Below are 15470 nucleotides of genomic sequence, written 5' to 3' on the forward strand. Positions count from 1 at the left end.
CGTCGAAGTTAAAGTAAAACCTTAATTTCACCGCTAAGTTTTGGATTCGACTGAACAATTGCGCTCGGCTCGCGGCCCTGTGGATAACTTTGTTGAGAACTTCGCTTCGATGGGCCGCAAACGGCGCCGCGACGGCCTTGTGTGGGATTCCGCACATTTCGTCACGCGCCCCGCAAACCCTTGCCGGACAAGGCTCAGATCAAATGCGCCGAGTATGTGCAAGGGTCGGGGCACGATTAAAGTCTCTACCGCGCCGCAGCGTGCGAAGTGTGCATAAGTCAGCTCTTGACTTTCGTAAGACCACCATCTGGCGGCCTATTCGCGGAGCTGCGGTCCTTAGGGCGAGAGCCCAATTCGCTGCGGTGCAACAAGAAACGGTAATGATTACACACTCATGCGGGCGTATGTGCGCCACTACGAATAGCGCGGCTGTGACGATGTACTTCGTCGACCAGTTCAGCAACATGCTCTGGCGGCGTGAACTGTGAAATGCCGTGACCCAGATTGAAAACGTGGCCGGGATGGTTGCCGAAACTGTCGAGCACCGCGCGCGCTTCCATGCGGATCGCGGCAGGCGGCGCAAACAGCACCGACGGATCGATGTTGCCCTGAAGCGCCACCTTGCCACCGACACGTTCGCGCGCCTTGCCGAGGTTCACTGTCCAGTCGAGGCCCACCGCGTCGACGCCGCTCGCGGCGATGTCGTCGAGCCACAGGCCGCCCCCCTTCGTGAACGCGATGACGGGCACTTTTTCGCCGTCGTGTTCGCGCTTCAGCTGGCTGACCACCTGCTCGATGTAGCGCAGCGAAAAGCGCTGATAGATGCCATCGGCGAGCGCTCCGCCCCATGTGTCGAAAATCATCACCGCTTGCGCGCCAGCTTCGATCTGCGCGTTCAGATATGCCGCGACCGAGCGCGCGTTGACCTCGAGAATCCGCTGCAGCAGATCGGGACGCGCGTACAGCATTGATTTGACGGTGCGAAAGTCCGCCGAGCCACCGCCTTCCACCATGTAGCACGCGAGCGTCCACGGGCTGCCTGAGAAGCCGATCAGAGGCACGCGCTGGCGGCCTTGCGCGTCCTTCAGCGCCGAGCGGATTTCACGCACGGCGTCGGTCACATAGCGCAGTGTCGCGTCGATGTCGGGCACCGCCAGGCGCACGACGTCGTCTTCGGTGCGCACCGGACGGGCAAATCTCGGCCCTTCGCCGTTGACGAACTCGAGACCGAGGCCCATCGCGTCGGGCACGGTCAGGATGTCGGAGAACAGGATTGCGGCGTCGAGCGGATAGCGATCGAGGGGCTGCAAGGTGACTTCCGTCGCGAAAGCCGGGTTCTTCGCGAGACCGAGGAAACTGCCCGCGCGGCCGCGCGTGGCGTTGTATTCCGGCAGATAGCGGCCAGCCTGCCGCATCAGCCAGATCGGCGTGTAGTCGGTGGGCTGGCGCAGCAGCGCGCGCAGAAAAGTGTCGTTCAGGAGTTGATGGGCCACGTTGCGTGCGACTGAAGAGCTGAGGGCAAATGAGCATTTTACCGGAGGCGGCTCCGGACATCGCGCGTCGCGGGGTAATGAATGTTGCGGCGGCGCGTCGTGGTAAGCGGGCGGAAAGCAGCTCGGACGCACCTCGATCAACTACCGCGCGCCACTGCCCGCACGGGTCAGGGTCGATGTCTTCCGCTGCCCGGGTCGCCCTGGCTGAACGGCCGATGTTCAAGCCCGCGCTGCCAAGCTACTATCCGACAGCTTTACCGATGAATTGCACACTACACACCACCAGGAGACTCGATGAAGAAGGCAGCACTCGCAATGCTCGGCGCGCTCGCCGGCGTCCTGATGCACGTCGGCGTAGCCAGCGCGCAAAACGCCGCGCCCGCGCCGTCCAGGCTCGACGACATCATCAGCCGCGGCACGCTGCGCGCTTGCACTACCGGCGACTACAAGCCGTATTCGTTCTACAGGGGCGATGGCCAGTTCGAGGGCATCGATATCGACATGGCTGAATCGCTCGCGAAGTCGCTCGGCGTGAAGGTCGAGTTCGTCAAGACGTCGTGGTCGAACCTGATGAACGACTTCGTCGCAAAGTGCGACATCGGCATTGGCGGTGTGTCGCCGACGCTCGAGCGCCAGAAGCATGCGTTCTTCACACAGGCTTACATGATCGACGGCAAAACGCCGATCGTCCGTTGCGACGACGTCAACAAATATCAGACGGTCGCGCAGATCGATCAACCGTCCACACGTGTGATCGTCAATCCGGGGGGCACCAACGAGAAGTTCGCGAAGCAATACTTCACGCACGCAAACGTGACCGTTTATCCGGACAACGTGACGATCTTCAAGCAGATCCTCGCGGGCAAGGCGGACGTGATGGTGACGGATGCGTCGGAAACGCTGCTGCAGCAGAAACTCAATCCCGGCCTCTGCTCGGTGCATCCGGACAAGCCGTTCCAGTACGGCGAGAAGGCCTGGTTGCTACCGCGCGGGGATATCGCGTTCCAGCAATACGTCGATCAGTGGCTGCATCTCGCTCGAGCGACCGGCGAGTATCAGACTATCTCGGACAAGTGGTTGAAGTAAGCCGACCGTGTCCGTTGGAGGGCGTCAGCTGCTGACTGATTGCGAGGGCGGCCTGCGCGCGCCTGGAGATTTGGGTGCCGGCGATGATGTAACGAAGGGCGACGTCGTCGGGTCGTATAACTGTCCGGGTCAGGTCCAAGGTGCAGCGATGCGCCCCTTTCCAATACGCCGCACAAGCGGATTCGCTTTGCTGCATTGCATCACAGGTTTTTCATCGAATTGCGATGTATTTCGGGGCAGGGTCACAGCGCTGGTTCCGCAGGAAATTCGTCGCTCGAAAGCTGCAGACGCAACCATTTCACGCTGATGAGTGACCCAATTTCTGCTGCACCAGGCGTCATGAATGGCATCAATCATGCGTATTAAATTGCGGCGTAGTCATCGGTAATAACTACGTTTTAAAGGTTTCATTTTGGCAATAAATCCCGCAGCGCCTTATCTGGCGGGCGTTACAACCTGAAACACTTTGTTACCGCGTTCCTAGGGTAATTCGCCCACAATGCCCTCAACGGTTTCAACACGGATGTGGCTGTGTGCGTGGTGTGAGCGGATACGATGCACTTGCCGGTCGGCGCTTGCCGAAGCCCTGTAAAGGGGCATCCCTGCTGGGGCCGTCATCGACGCAGGGGCGTCGTGATAACCGTCCCATCTTTGGTCTCCTCGCGCTAACCCCGTAGCGTGTGGTTTTTAGCGGGCTCCAGGCCCGCTTTTTTTTCGCCTGCTCAAACGTTTGCGCGCGACGAATCCTCGCCGCGCAACTCCTGTTCTACCGTACCTATTTGGCATATTTGGCTGCGCAGCGTGCTGCGGCGGCGTCATGCCGTCTTGTCCTCTCTGAGTTTCAACTCGCCGATCATCCGTTCGCGCATCACGAATTTTTGCACCTTGCCGGTCACGGTCATCGGCAGTTCATCGACGAAGCGGATATATCGCGGCACCTTGTAATGCGCAATCTGTCCCTGGCAGAACTGCTGGATTTCTTCTGCCGTCGCCTGTTCGCCGGTCCGCAGCACGATCCACGCGCAAACTTCTTCGCCATACCTGGTATCGGGCACGCCGAACACCTGCACGCTCTGGATCTTCGGGTGACGGAACAGAAACTCCTCGATCTCGCGCGGATAGATGTTTTCGCCGCCGCGAATCAGCATGTCCTTCAGCCGGCCTACGATGTTGCAATAGCCTTCGGCGTCGAGCGTCGCCAGGTCGCCCGTATGCATCCAGCCGTCGACGATACTCTCGTGCGTCTTCGCGTCGTCCCCCCAGTAACCGAGCATCACCGAGTAGCCGCGCGTGCATAGCTCGCCCGTTTCGCCGACCGGCATGATATTGCCGAGCGGATCGACAATTTTCACTTCGAGATGCGGCTGGATGCGCCCGACTGTCGTCGTACGCTTGTCGAGCGGATCGGTCGTCGAGCTCTGGAACGAGACTGGGCTGGTTTCCGTCATGCCGTAGGCGATCGTGATCTCGCTCAGGTGCATCTTCGAGACGACCTTCTTCATCGTCTCGATCGGGCACGGCGAGCCCGCCATGATGCCGGTGCGCAGCCGCGAGAAGTCGTACGAGGGGAAGCTCGGATGGTCGAGTTCTGCGATGAACATCGTCGGGACGCCGTGCAGCGCGGTGCATTTTTCCTCCGCGGTCGCGGTGAGTGTCGCGGCCGGATCGAAGCCCTCGCCCGGAAACACCATGTTCGCCCCGACCGACACGCACGCTAGCACCGCCAGCACCATCCCGAAGCAGTGGTACAGCGGCACTGGAATGCACAGGCCGTCCTGCTCGCTGAGCCGCATCGCCATCGCGATATAGCGCGCGTTGTTCACGACGTTGCGATGCGTCAGCGTCGCGCCCTTCGGATTGCCCGTCGTGCCGCTCGTGAACTGGATGTTGATCGGCTCCCGGCACGACAGCGTCGCGCCGATCGCATCGAGCCGAGTGGCGTCGAACGACGCACGGCCACGCTCGATCACGTCGGAAAAGCTCAGCATGCCTGGCGTCTCCGTGTCGCACATGCGGATCACGTAGCGCAGTTCCGGCAGCCGCGCGGCATGCAGTTCACCCGGCGGCTGCGTCGCCAATTCGGGCGCGAGTTCCTGCAGCATCTCGAGGTACATCGACGTCTTGAAGCGCTCGGCGGTGATGATCGTCTTGCAACCGGCCTTGTTCAGCGCGTATTCGAGCTCCGCGAGCCGGTAGGCAGGATTGATGTTGACGAGGATCGCGCCGATACGCGCGGTCGCGAACTGCGTCAGCAGCCACTCGACGCGGTTCGGCGACCAGATGCCGACGCGATCGCCCTTCGCGATGCCGAGTGCAAGCAGCCCGGACGCAAGCACATCCACTTCCTGCGCGAATTCGCTCCACGTCCAGCGGATGCGCTGCTCCCGAAACACCACGGCCGGCCGGTCGGGAAAGCGCGCCGCGGTGTCGCGCAGAAGCTCGCCGACGGTCGCTTCGCTCAACGGATTTTCAGTCGACCCGCGCACATACGACAGTCCATCCGCGGGTTCGATGAGCGCACCTTCTCCCGAGCTATGCGTTGCCATGGTGTTGTCTCCGTGAGCGCAAGCGCGCTCGATTGAAATGAATTTGAAATCGATTGTGCACCGGCGCGTATCCGGCCGGCATCAAGTCTTACCCGCACCGCGTCGCATCGACCGCGGCGAGCGGTGACCGTCCGTTTCTCCAACCTCGTGGATTTTGCCGACCTTTACGTAAACGTCAACTGGCTATCAAAAAAAAGCAGCCGCGCAGGCTGCTTTCTTCCACTACGTGCTGCTTTAGTGCTGGCCGCGCAGCTTGCGCAAACGCTGGATTGCCGCGAGTTGCGCCGTCGCGTACGCGAGTTCCGCCTGTGCGGTCGCGTACTCGAGGTTCGAGCCCGTGTTCTGCAGCGCCTCTTCCGCACGCTTGCGTGCGTCTTCGGCCTTGGCTTCGTCGAGATCCTTGCCGCGGATCGCGGTGTCGGCGAGAACCGTCACTGCACCCGGTTGGACTTCGAGGATGCCGCCGGCGACGAACACAAACTCTTCTTCGCCGTTTTCAACTTCGATGCGCACCGCACCCGGACGGATCCGCGTGATGAGCGGCGTGTGGCCCGGCAGAATGCCGAGTTCACCCGCTTCGCCTGGCAGCGCGACGAACTTCGCCTGGCCCGAGAAGATTTCCTCTTCCGCGCTGACGACGTCTACTTTAATGGTTGCCATATGTGTCGACTCCTGTCGACGAGAGTTAGCGCTTGAGTGCTGACTCCCGTCCCATGCAAGGCGGGTTGAGCGTAATCAGAGACGCTGGCTTGGCGCAACACTACCGTTTTGGCAGCCGTGATGCGCGAGGTCGGCGCCCGCTTCGTTACACCCGACCTTTACTGGATCTTCTTGGCTTTTTCGAAGGCTTCGTCGATCGTGCCGACCATGTAGAACGCTTGCTCCGGCAGGTGGTCGCACTCGCCTTCGACGATCATCTTGAAGCCACGGATCGTTTCCTTCAGCGGCACGTACTTGCCCGGCGAACCCGTGAACACTTCAGCGACGTGGAACGGCTGCGACAGGAAACGCTGAATCTTGCGAGCGCGCGCGACGGAAAGCTTGTCTTCCGGCGCGAGTTCGTCCATGCCCAGAATCGCGATAATGTCGCGCAGTTCCTTGTAGCGCTGCAGCGTTTGCTGCACGCCGCGCGTGATCGAGTAGTGCTCTTCGCCGATCACGTGCGGGTCGATCTGACGCGAGGTCGAATCGAGCGGGTCCACCGCGGGGTAGATACCGAGCGAAGCGATGTCACGCGACAGCACGACGGTTGCGTCGAGGTGGCCGAAGGTCGTAGCCGGCGACGGGTCGGTCAAGTCGTCTGCAGGGACGTACACGGCCTGCACCGATGTGATCGAGCCAGTCTTGGTCGACGTAATACGCTCCTGCAACTTACCCATTTCTTCAGCCAGCGTCGGCTGATAGCCCACTGCCGACGGCATACGGCCGAGCAGTGCCGACACTTCGGTACCGGCCAGCGTGAAACGGTAGATGTTGTCGACGAAGAACAGCACGTCGAGGCCTTCGTCACGGAAGTGCTCGGCCATCGTCAGGCCGGTCAGCGCGACGCGCAGACGGTTGCCCGGCGGCTCGTTCATCTGGCCGTACACCAGCGCGACCTTGTCGAGAACGTTCGAGTCCTTCATTTCATGATAGAAGTCGTTCCCTTCGCGGGTACGCTCGCCCACACCGGCGAACACGGAGTAGCCGCCGTGTTCCTTCGCGATGTTGTTGATCAGTTCCATCATGTTCACGGTCTTGCCCACGCCGGCGCCACCGAACAGACCCACCTTACCGCCCTTCGCGAACGGGCAGATCAGGTCGATAACCTTGATGCCGGTTTCGAGCAGCTCGGTCGACGGCGACAGTTGGTCGAACGCCGGAGCCTTCTGGTGGATCGCACGCGTGGTTTCGCTCGAGATCGGGCCGGCTTCGTCGATCGGACGGCCAAGCACGTCCATGATACGGCCGAGGGTCGGCTTGCCGACCGGCACGCTGATCGGGTTGCCCGTGTTCTTGACGATCGTGCCGCGGCGCAGACCATCCGAAGCACCCAGACAGATGGTACGGACCACGCCGTCGCCCAGCTGCTGCTGGACTTCGAGCGTCAGTTCCGAACCTTCCAGAATGAGCGCGTCGTAGATCTTCGGCATGGTTTCACGCGGAAATTCCACGTCGATCACCGCGCCGATGCACTGTACGATCTTGCCTTCTACCAAAGCAGTAGTACTCATCGCTTTTCCTTTAGATACTCAATTCTTCACTCGCGCAAAGGCGCAGTTTCTCCGATGGGCGCGCCGCTCGGGCGCACACGCAACGACCTGCCGGACCGGGGTCAGACGGCCGCCGCTCCACCGACGATTTCCGACAGTTCTTTCGTGATCGCGGCCTGACGGCTCTTGTTGTAGACGAGCTGCAGATCGTTGATGACCGTCTTCGCGTTGTCCGAAGCGGCTTTCATCGCGACCATGCGGGCCGACTGCTCCGATGCCATGTTTTCCGCGACGGCCTGATAGACCAGCGCTTCGACATAACGCACCAGCAGTTCGTCCACCACTGCCTGCGCATCCGGCTCGTAGATGTAGTCCCACTGCGTGCTCGGCGTCGTACCGTCTTCTTCCGTGCGCTCGAACTGGTCCGCCGACAATGGCAGCAGTTGCTCGATCACCGGCTCCTGCTTCATCGTGTTGACGAAGCGCGTGTACGCGAGGTACACCGCCGAAATCTTCCCTTCCGAGTACAGGTCGAGCTGCACCTTCACAGCGCCGATCAGTTTTTCCAGATGCGGCGTATCGCCCAGTTGCACGACGTTCGACACGACTTTCGCCTGCAGTCGGTTCAGGAAGCCCAGGCCCTTGCTGCCGATCGCGGTTGCCTCGATCGTCTTGCCCTGGCCTTCCAGTTCCTTGAACTTCTGCAGCGACGCACGCAGCACGTTGGTGTTCATCCCGCCGCACAGACCTTTATCGGTCGTGACGAGGATGATGCCGGCCGCCTTCGCGCCTTCGTTCGACACCATGAACGGGTGACGATACTCCGGGTTCGCACGGCTCATGTGCGCGGCGATATCGCGGACCTTGTCGGCATACGGGCGAGCAGCGCGCATGCGCTCCTGAGCGCGGCGCATCTTGGAGGCGGCCACCATCTCCATCGCTTTCGTGATCTTGCGCGTGTTTTGCACGCTCTTGATCTTGCCGCGAATTTCCTTCATTCCAGCCATTGCTTGCTCCTTTGTCGGCCCGAGTTAGCGCTTTAGCGCTTACTCGGGTCCCATGCAATGCGGCCGAAGTAGCGCGGGAGCATTCGCATGCGGCCCGCGCCGCTTCAAGGTCCGTTTATGCCTTGCGGATCACTCGCGGATCAATAAGCGCCGGACTTCTTGAAGTCTTTGACGGCCGTGTGCAGCAGGCCTTCGTCGTCCTTCGAGAGTTCCTTGGTATCTTCGATACGCTTGACCAGGTCAGCATGGCTCGACTTCAGGTGGTCGCGCAAGCCCTTTTCGAACGGCAGGACTTGAGCAACTTCGAGGTCGTCGAGATAGCCGTTGTTCGCCGCGAACAGCGACACAGCCAGTTCCCACACTTGCAGCGGCTGATACTGCGGCTGCTTCAGCAGTTCCGTCACGCGGCGGCCGCGCTCGAGCTGCTTGCGGGTCGCTTCGTCGAGGTCCGATGCGAACTGCGCGAACGCAGCGAGTTCGCGGTACTGCGCCAGGTCGGTACGGATACCGCCCGACAGCTTCTTCACGACCTTCGTTTGAGCCGCGCCACCCACACGCGACACCGACACGCCAGCGTTAATTGCCGGGCGGATACCTGCGTTGAAGAGGTCGGTTTCAAGGAAGATCTGGCCGTCGGTAATCGAGATCACGTTCGTCGGAACGAATGCGGTCACGTCGCCTGCCTGCGTTTCGATGACCGGCAGTGCCGTCAGCGAACCGCTCCTGCCCTTCACTTCACCATTGGTGAACTTCTCGACGTACTCTTCCGAGACGCGAGCAGCACGCTCGAGCAGACGCGAGTGCAGATAGAACACGTCACCCGGGTAAGCTTCACGGCCCGGCGGGCGGCGCAGCAGCAGCGAGATCTGACGGTATGCCCAAGCCTGCTTGGTCAAGTCGTCATAAACGATCAGCGCGTCCTGGCCGCGATCGCGGAAGTATTCGCCCATCGTGCAGCCGGCGTACGGCGCGAGGTATTGCATCGCGGCCGATTCCGAAGCGGAAGCGGCCACGACGATCGTGTACTCCAGCGCGCCAGTTTCTTCCAGCTTGCGCAACACGTTCATGATCGACGAAGCCTTCTGGCCGATCGCGACGTAGATACAGACGAGATTCTTGCCCTTCTGGTTGATGATCGCGTCGACTGCGACTGCGGTCTTGCCGCACTGACGGTCGCCGATGATCAGCTCACGCTGGCCACGGCCGATCGGCACCATCGCGTCGATCGACTTCAGACCGGTCTGGACCGGTTCCGAAACCGACTTACGCCAGATCACGCCCGGAGCAATCTTTTCGATTGCATCGGTCTTCTTCGCGTTGATCGGGCCTTTGCCGTCGATCGGGTTGCCGAGTGTGTCGACCACGCGGCCGAGCAGTTCCGGACCCACCGGCACTTCCAGAATGCGGCCCGTCGTCTTGACGATGTCGCCTTCCGAAATGTGTTCGTATTCACCCAGAATCACGGCGCCGACCGAGTCGCGCTCGAGGTTCAGCGCGAGACCGAAGGTGTTGCCCGGAAATTCGAGCATTTCGCCCTGCATCACTTCCGACAGGCCGTGGATACGCACGATACCGTCGGTCACGGAGATCACGGTGCCCTGGTTGCGAACGTCTGCGCTCGCGTCAAGGCCTTGGATCCGGCTCTTGATCAGCTCGCTGATCTCAGAGGGATTGAGTTGCATTATTCGCTCCTGATAGTCAATTCTGTTGCGTGCCAGCCGCTAAAACGCGAAGCGCTTCAGGCCGTCAGGGCCGTTTGCATGCTGGCGAGCCGCGCGCGGACCGAGGTATCGAGCACTTCGTCGCCGACCGTCACGCGTACGCCGCCGATCAGCGAGTGATCGACTTCGACCGTCGGCTTCAGCTTGCGCTTGAACTTGCGTTCGAGGCTTGCGACGAGTTCGTTCAACTGCGCACCTTCGAGCGGGAATGCGCTGACGATCAGCACATCTGCTGCCCCTTCGCGGGCGTTCTTCAACTCTTCGAACTGCGAGGCGATTTCCGGCAGCAGCTGCAGGCGATGGTTGTCCACCAGCATCTGCACCAGATTCTTCGCTTGCGCGTCGTCCTTGAGCGGCGACTTGACCGCGGCCAGCAGCAGATCGCTTACCTGGGCACGGCTCACTTTCGGGCTCGAGGCGATCGACAGCACTTCGGGCAGACGCGCAACCTGTGCCAGCTCCTGCACGAGCGTGGACCAGGCGGCGATGTCACCAGCTTCGGCCACGCCAAACAGCGCTTCCGCGTACGGACGGGCGATGGTTGCAAGTTCGGCCATGATCAGAGCTCGGCTTTCAGTTGATTCAGCAGGTCAGCATGAGCCGCCTGGTCGACTTCGCGCTGCAGGATCTGTTCAGCGCCCTTCACAGCGAGTGCAGCAACTTCGCCACGCAGCGCTTCGCGCGCCTTCACGACTTGCTGATCCGCGTCGGCCTTCGCCTGCGCGATGATGCGGGCGGCTTCCGCCTGCGCCTGAGCCTTGATTTCGTCGGCGACTGCGACAGCGCGCTTTTCAGCCTCGGCAATGCGTTGCTGGCCGTCGTTGCGAGCCTGAGCCAGTTCCTGGTCGACGCGCTTGTGAGCGGCTTCGAGTTCCTGCTTGCCCTTTTCCGCGGCGGACAGACCGTCGGCGATCTTCCTCGCGCGCTCGTCGATGGCGTTGATCAGCGGCGGCCACACGAATTTCATCGTGAACCACGCGAGGATCAGGAACACGACCATTTGCGCAAACAGGGTTGCGTTGAGATTCACGGTGTTTCCTTAAACGTTGCTAGTTCGGAAAGTGAAACGGCAAGGCGCTCATCGATTCTGCTCGATCAGCGCCCCAGTACCCGTTCCGCCCTGCGCCTTTACCTGTTATAGCTCAGGCGCAAACCTCCGAGGAACCTCAGCCTGCCAGCTTCGAGAGCAGCGGGTTCGCGAACGCAAACAGCATTGCCACACCAACGCCAATCAGGAACGCCGCATCGATCAGACCAGCCAGCAGGAACATCTTGGTTTGCAGCGGGTTCATCAGTTCCGGTTGACGGGCGCATGCTTCGATGTACTTGCCGCCCATCAGACCGATACCGATACAGGCGCCGATAGCACCCAGGCCGATGATGATGCCGATACCGATGGCGGTCAGACCCTGGATGTTGGCGATGAAAGCTTGCATGATCACTCCTTTGTGAAAAGTCTTTTAGAACTGGTTGGAACTGGGATTTGAAAAACTACGATTCTTTGCCGACAACGCAGGTTAGTGCGTGTCGTGTGCCTGGCCGATGTACACCAGCGTCAGCATCATAAAAATGAACGCCTGCAGCAGAACGATCAGGATGTGGAAGATTGACCACACTGTGCCGGCGACCACGTGGCCGATGAAGCCAAGCACCGTCGTGTCCGCGCCGAAGCTCCAGATGCTGCCGAGCAGGGCAATCAGCAGGAACAACAGTTCGCCCGCGTACATGTTGCCGAACAACCGCATGCCGAGCGAGACCGTCTTCGCGACGAACTCGATGATGTTCAGTGCGAGGTTCGGGATCCACAGCAGCGGATGCGCGCCGAACGGAGCGGACAGCAGTTCATGCACGAAGCCGCCAACGCCCTTGATCTTGAAGTTGTAGTAAATCATCAGCACGAACACGCCGAGCGCGATACCGATCGTGCCGTTCAGGTCGGCGGTCGGCACGATGCGGTGGTGCGGGATGGCTTCGGACAGACCCAGCCAGCCGATCACACGGCCCGGCAGGTCGACGGGAATGAAGTCGAGTGAGTTCATTAGCGCGACCCAGACGAACACGGTCAGCGCGAGCGGCGCGATGAAGGTGCGCGAGCCGTGGATCATGGCCTTCGATTGATCCTCGACCATTTCGACAAGCATTTCGATCGCGCATTGGAAGCGACCCGGCACGCCGGCCGTTGCCTTGCGGGCTGCCAGATGCAGCACGAAGATCGTGACGAGGCCGCACACTATCGACCAGAAAAGGGTGTCGAGATTCCACACATGGATGTCGAAAATCGACGTCTGGTGTGCGGTGGAAAAGTTCTGCAAGTGGTGCGCGATGTACTCGGACGGATCCATTGCGCGTGTGCCTTCGCTAGCTGCCATATCGTTAAAGCCACCCAAATTGTCGAAAATCGTTCGAGGCCGCTCCTGCCGGAACACTGTGTTGCGGGAACGCGCCGGGTGCGGGCCCTGTCTCACCCGCACACCCGTGCCGGCGCTGCGCGCCGGCCTTAAATTCTTTTTGCTGCTGTTTTTTGTGCTGCTACCTTAGCGCCACGCCAAGGCGATCCAGTAAGTCTTCAGCGCGATGAGGTAGGTCACGAGCAGCGGAATCCAGCGTACGTCGTGATACCAGAAGGCGATTGCGACAAACATCGCAATCGTTGTCCCCATCTTGAGTGCTTCGCCGATCATCCAGCTCATCACGGTCTCGGCGCCGCCCTGCTTTTTCAGTCGTGCCGCGAACAACGCGCCCGGCACCCAGCAGATCGCCCCCCCGAGGAACGCGGACAGCGCAGCAGCACCCGGCGGCTCGTAGAACAGCCACCACAACAGCGTTGCGACCAGGGACAAAACCATTTGCGCTGCGACGACCCTGAACGGCGTTACGCGCGATGGACGACCCACGCCGGGACCAAACAGCTTTTCCGCCTCGGCCCGCGTGAGCGGAACGATATTGTTATCTTCCTGCGCGTCATCCCACGCTTCGGCCGGATCGAACTGCCGACTGGAGGACATCTCGGGTGCGGAGCGTTCAGCGCGGTGTCTGTCGTCACCATTCTCCGGCGACAGATTCGACGTTTTGACCGCCATCGCAATGTTCCGAAAGTCTCGTTCAGCCCGCGACTTTACGCAGCGCTTACGGGGTTGCCGTGCAATTAAATCCGGGCGATTGTAAGCGATAGTTGCAGGCAATTCAAGACTTTAGGCCAGCCTATAACCGCGTGAAACTTCCCTTCACGATGCGGTAAAACGTACGCTAACGACGCGAAACACGTCAAATGTAAGGCGGGCGGGGGGCGGCAAAACCCGTGCGGGTGGTCGCGTGGATCGAAGCTCGTTGGCAGTGCGTTCCGACCCAGCGGCAGACGTCTCGAAAATGCAACAAATGCCTCTTTTTTAAGGGCTGAACGGGATAGCTCTTCTAATGAGCTGGAATCAGCCTCACCGCAAATTTCAATGATGATCGGGTCGCTTTTGATAGCGGCTCGTCAGGATGATTATCGGGTGAATGTGGAGCGTCTGAAGCTAGGATTCCTGATTATTCGTGCATCGGTTGTTTTGGAATCCACAATAGCCGCTCGCACCGAGGTAGACCAACTCGCGGCAGTGCTCATGCACAGGCCGCCAGCCGTTCACCACTCTTGCCTGCTGAGCGCCAATCTGTGCTCAGACGTTCGCGTTCCCGCGCAAACGAACCAGAATGCCTTCCAGCGCGTCGAGATCGCCGAAGTCCACCAGCACCTGGCCGCGACCGCGTCGGCCGAGCTTGATTTTCACCGTAGCGGACAGCAGGTCCGACAGTTCCTCTTCCAGGCGTCGCGTGTCACGGCCGCCGTCCGGATTCGCGCGGGCCTTGGCCGCCGGCGTCACCTTCGTGGTCATCGCAACCAGCTTTTCCGTCTCGCGCACAGACAGGCGCTTGTTGACGACCTGGTTGCCCAGCGTGATCTGCGTCGCGGCATCGACGGCGAGCAGCGCGCGAGCGTGGCCCATGTCGAGATCGCCGGCGAGCAACATCGTCTGTACCGGTGTCGCAAGGTTCAGCAGACGCAGCAGGTTCGACACCGCGCTGCGCGAGCGGCCCACCGACTCTGCCGCCTGCTCATGCGTGAAATTGAATTCGTCGAGCAGGCGCTGGATCCCCTGGGCCTCTTCGAGGGGATTCAGATCCTCGCGCTGGATGTTTTCGATCAGCGCCATCGCCGCGGCGGCCTGGTCGGGCACGTCCTTCACAAGCACCGGCACCTCGTCGAGGCCCGCGAGCCGCGCCGCGCGAAAACGCCGCTCCCCCGCGATGATCTCATAGCGGTCCGCCGCGATCGGACGCACGAGAATCGGCTGCATCAGCCCTTGCGCGCGGATGCTCGCCGCAAGCTCCTGCAGCGCGCCTTCGTCCATGCGCGTGCGCGGCTGGTATTTGCCCGCCTGCATCTTGCCGAGCGGCAATACGTTCGGTGCGCCGTCGATCACCGCTGCCTCGGTGATAGCGGCGGTGCCGCCGAGCAATGCCTCCAAACCGCGGCCCAGTCCCTTCTTTCTTGCTACTGCGTTCATCGTGCTTCCTCGATCCGCTTAGGATGCCTGGGGCGCGTCATTCAGCGCGCGCACCCGCTCAATCATTTCGACGCCGAACTGCACGTACGCCTGCGCGCCTCGCGACGCCCTGTCGAACACCACACCGGGCAGCCCATAGCTGGGCGCCTCGGCCAATCGCACGTTGCGTGGAATCACCGCGTCGAAGACCTTGTCGCCGAAGTGCTCTTTCAATTGATCCGAGACTTGCTGTTGCAACGTAATGCGCGGATCGAACATGACGCGCAGCAGACCGATCACCTTGAGGTCGCGATTCAGATTCGCATGGACCTGCTTGATCGTGTTGACGAGGTCGGACAGCCCTTCGAGCGCGAAGTATTCGCACTGCATCGGAATGACGACGCCGTGCGCGGCGCATAGTCCGTTGAGCGTCAGCAGTGACAAAGCCGGCGGGCAATCGATCAGCACGAAATCGTACTCGCCCTCGACCCCGGCGAGCGCCGCCTTCAGTTGACGCTCGCGATTCTGCACGCTGACGAGTTCGACCTCGGCGCCCGCGAGCTCGCGGTTCGCGGGAAGCACGTCGTATCCGACCGCCTCGGGCCGTACGCGCGCATCGGCCACCGACACGTTGTCCACGAGCACCTCGTAGACCGTGTTCGTACATTCGGCCTTGTCGATGCCGCTGCCCATCGTGGCGTTGCCTTGCGGGTCCAGATCGATGAGAAGGACTCGCTGTCCCTGCGCTGCCAGGCTCGCGGCCAGATTGACTGTGGTGGTCGTCTTGCCGACGCCGCCCTTCTGGTTCGCAACGCAGAAGATTTTTGCCATCGTTGGTGTGTCCCTTTTGCTGCTTGGATGAAGTGAAAATCGTTGAGGGTATTGACAGGCCGAAGCGGCCG

14 protein-coding genes are annotated in these 15470 nt (G+C 61.0%); 1 reads left to right on the forward strand and 13 read right to left on the reverse strand.

Translation table 11 applies throughout. The annotated features are described in order from the left end of the window. Positions 1 to 392: 392 nt before the first annotated feature. Complete coding sequence (gene hemE, locus F6X40_RS08590) at positions 393 to 1493, reverse strand: uroporphyrinogen decarboxylase (protein ID WP_187627438.1); 1101 nt, start codon at positions 1491 to 1493, stop codon at positions 393 to 395. A 294-nt stretch (positions 1494 to 1787) separates the two neighbouring features. Here hemE and F6X40_RS08595 point away from each other — a divergent pair, with 294 nt between their 5' ends. Next, positions 1788 to 2579, forward strand: coding sequence for a transporter substrate-binding domain-containing protein (locus F6X40_RS08595; protein ID WP_187627439.1), 792 nt, complete (start codon positions 1788 to 1790; stop codon positions 2577 to 2579). A gap of 815 nt (positions 2580 to 3394) precedes the next feature. Here F6X40_RS08595 and F6X40_RS08600 read toward each other — a convergent pair. The 12 genes from F6X40_RS08600 to F6X40_RS08655 all read right to left on the reverse strand — a co-directional run bounded on the left by F6X40_RS08600 (position 3395) and on the right by F6X40_RS08655 (position 15399). Next, on the reverse strand, positions 3395 to 5125 hold the full coding sequence (locus F6X40_RS08600) for an AMP-binding protein (RefSeq protein ID WP_187627440.1): 1731 nt from the start codon (positions 5123 to 5125) through the stop codon (positions 3395 to 3397). Positions 5126 to 5359: 234 nt separating this feature from the next. Beyond that, entirely contained in the window at positions 5360 to 5785 is a 426-nt protein-coding gene (locus F6X40_RS08605) for a F0F1 ATP synthase subunit epsilon (protein WP_008917918.1), read from the reverse strand. Positions 5786 to 5943: 158 nt separating this feature from the next. Beyond that, complete coding sequence (atpD, locus tag F6X40_RS08610) at positions 5944 to 7338, reverse strand: F0F1 ATP synthase subunit beta (protein ID WP_184036913.1); 1395 nt, start codon at positions 7336 to 7338, stop codon at positions 5944 to 5946. Between the two features lie 101 nt (positions 7339 to 7439). Continuing rightward, positions 7440 to 8324, reverse strand: coding sequence for a F0F1 ATP synthase subunit gamma (gene atpG / locus F6X40_RS08615; RefSeq protein WP_184069847.1), 885 nt, complete (start codon positions 8322 to 8324; stop codon positions 7440 to 7442). A gap of 140 nt (positions 8325 to 8464) precedes the next feature. Next, positions 8465 to 10006: a F0F1 ATP synthase subunit alpha gene (gene atpA, locus F6X40_RS08620; protein WP_187627441.1), complete on the reverse strand. Its 1542-nt coding sequence runs from the start codon at positions 10004 to 10006 to the stop codon at positions 8465 to 8467. 56 nt (positions 10007 to 10062) lie between these two features. Beyond that, positions 10063 to 10602 carry a F0F1 ATP synthase subunit delta gene (locus F6X40_RS08625; protein WP_184051706.1) on the reverse strand — a complete coding sequence of 180 codons (540 nt, stop codon included), beginning with the start codon at positions 10600 to 10602 and terminating at the stop codon, positions 10063 to 10065. 2 nt (positions 10603 to 10604) lie between these two features. Further along, on the reverse strand, positions 10605 to 11075 hold the full coding sequence (locus F6X40_RS08630; RefSeq protein ID WP_187627442.1) for a F0F1 ATP synthase subunit B: 471 nt from the start codon (positions 11073 to 11075) through the stop codon (positions 10605 to 10607). 136 nt (positions 11076 to 11211) lie between these two features. Continuing rightward, on the reverse strand, positions 11212 to 11481 hold the full coding sequence (gene atpE, locus F6X40_RS08635; RefSeq protein ID WP_007180033.1) for a F0F1 ATP synthase subunit C: 270 nt from the start codon (positions 11479 to 11481) through the stop codon (positions 11212 to 11214). A gap of 81 nt (positions 11482 to 11562) precedes the next feature. Beyond that, entirely contained in the window at positions 11563 to 12414 is an 852-nt protein-coding gene (gene atpB / locus F6X40_RS08640; protein ID WP_184069851.1) for a F0F1 ATP synthase subunit A, read from the reverse strand. Positions 12415 to 12579: 165 nt separating this feature from the next. Continuing rightward, on the reverse strand, positions 12580 to 13125 hold the full coding sequence (locus F6X40_RS08645) for an ATP synthase subunit I (RefSeq protein WP_187627443.1): 546 nt from the start codon (positions 13123 to 13125) through the stop codon (positions 12580 to 12582). Between the two features lie 576 nt (positions 13126 to 13701). Next, positions 13702 to 14589, reverse strand: a complete 888-nt coding sequence (locus F6X40_RS08650) for a ParB/RepB/Spo0J family partition protein (RefSeq protein WP_187627444.1) — start codon at positions 14587 to 14589, stop codon at positions 13702 to 13704. An 18-nt stretch (positions 14590 to 14607) separates the two neighbouring features. Beyond that, the gene (locus F6X40_RS08655) at positions 14608 to 15399 is read right to left on the reverse strand and encodes a ParA family protein (RefSeq protein ID WP_187627445.1); all 792 of its coding nucleotides are present in this window, start codon (positions 15397 to 15399) and stop codon (positions 14608 to 14610) included. Positions 15400 to 15470: the final 71 nt, after the last annotated feature.

The organism is Paraburkholderia sp. UCT31 (assembly GCF_014397655.1).
Taxonomy (GTDB): domain Bacteria; phylum Pseudomonadota; class Gammaproteobacteria; order Burkholderiales; family Burkholderiaceae; genus Paraburkholderia; species Paraburkholderia tuberum.

Excerpts from the sequence above, each read along its gene's own strand:
- F6X40_RS08595 (WP_187627439.1), top strand. The coding sequence starts at position 1,788 with ATGAAGAAGGCAGCACTCGCAATGCTCGGCGCGCTCGCCGGCGTCCTG.
- F6X40_RS08645 (WP_187627443.1), bottom strand. The coding sequence starts at position 13,125 with ATGGCGGTCAAAACGTCGAATCTGTCGCCGGAGAATGGTGACGACAGA.
- atpD (WP_184036913.1), bottom strand. The coding sequence starts at position 7,338 with ATGAGTACTACTGCTTTGGTAGAAGGCAAGATCGTACAGTGCATCGGC.
- atpE (WP_007180033.1), bottom strand. The coding sequence starts at position 11,481 with ATGCAAGCTTTCATCGCCAACATCCAGGGTCTGACCGCCATCGGTATC.
- F6X40_RS08605 (WP_008917918.1), bottom strand. The coding sequence starts at position 5,785 with ATGGCAACCATTAAAGTAGACGTCGTCAGCGCGGAAGAGGAAATCTTC.
- atpG (WP_184069847.1), bottom strand. The coding sequence starts at position 8,324 with ATGGCTGGAATGAAGGAAATTCGCGGCAAGATCAAGAGCGTGCAAAAC.
- F6X40_RS08655 (WP_187627445.1), bottom strand. The coding sequence starts at position 15,399 with ATGGCAAAAATCTTCTGCGTTGCGAACCAGAAGGGCGGCGTCGGCAAG.
- F6X40_RS08650 (WP_187627444.1), bottom strand. The coding sequence starts at position 14,589 with ATGAACGCAGTAGCAAGAAAGAAGGGACTGGGCCGCGGTTTGGAGGCA.
- F6X40_RS08625 (WP_184051706.1), bottom strand. The coding sequence starts at position 10,602 with ATGGCCGAACTTGCAACCATCGCCCGTCCGTACGCGGAAGCGCTGTTT.
- atpA (WP_187627441.1), bottom strand. The coding sequence starts at position 10,006 with ATGCAACTCAATCCCTCTGAGATCAGCGAGCTGATCAAGAGCCGGATC.
- F6X40_RS08600 (WP_187627440.1), bottom strand. The coding sequence starts at position 5,125 with ATGGCAACGCATAGCTCGGGAGAAGGTGCGCTCATCGAACCCGCGGAT.
- atpB (WP_184069851.1), bottom strand. The coding sequence starts at position 12,414 with ATGGCAGCTAGCGAAGGCACACGCGCAATGGATCCGTCCGAGTACATC.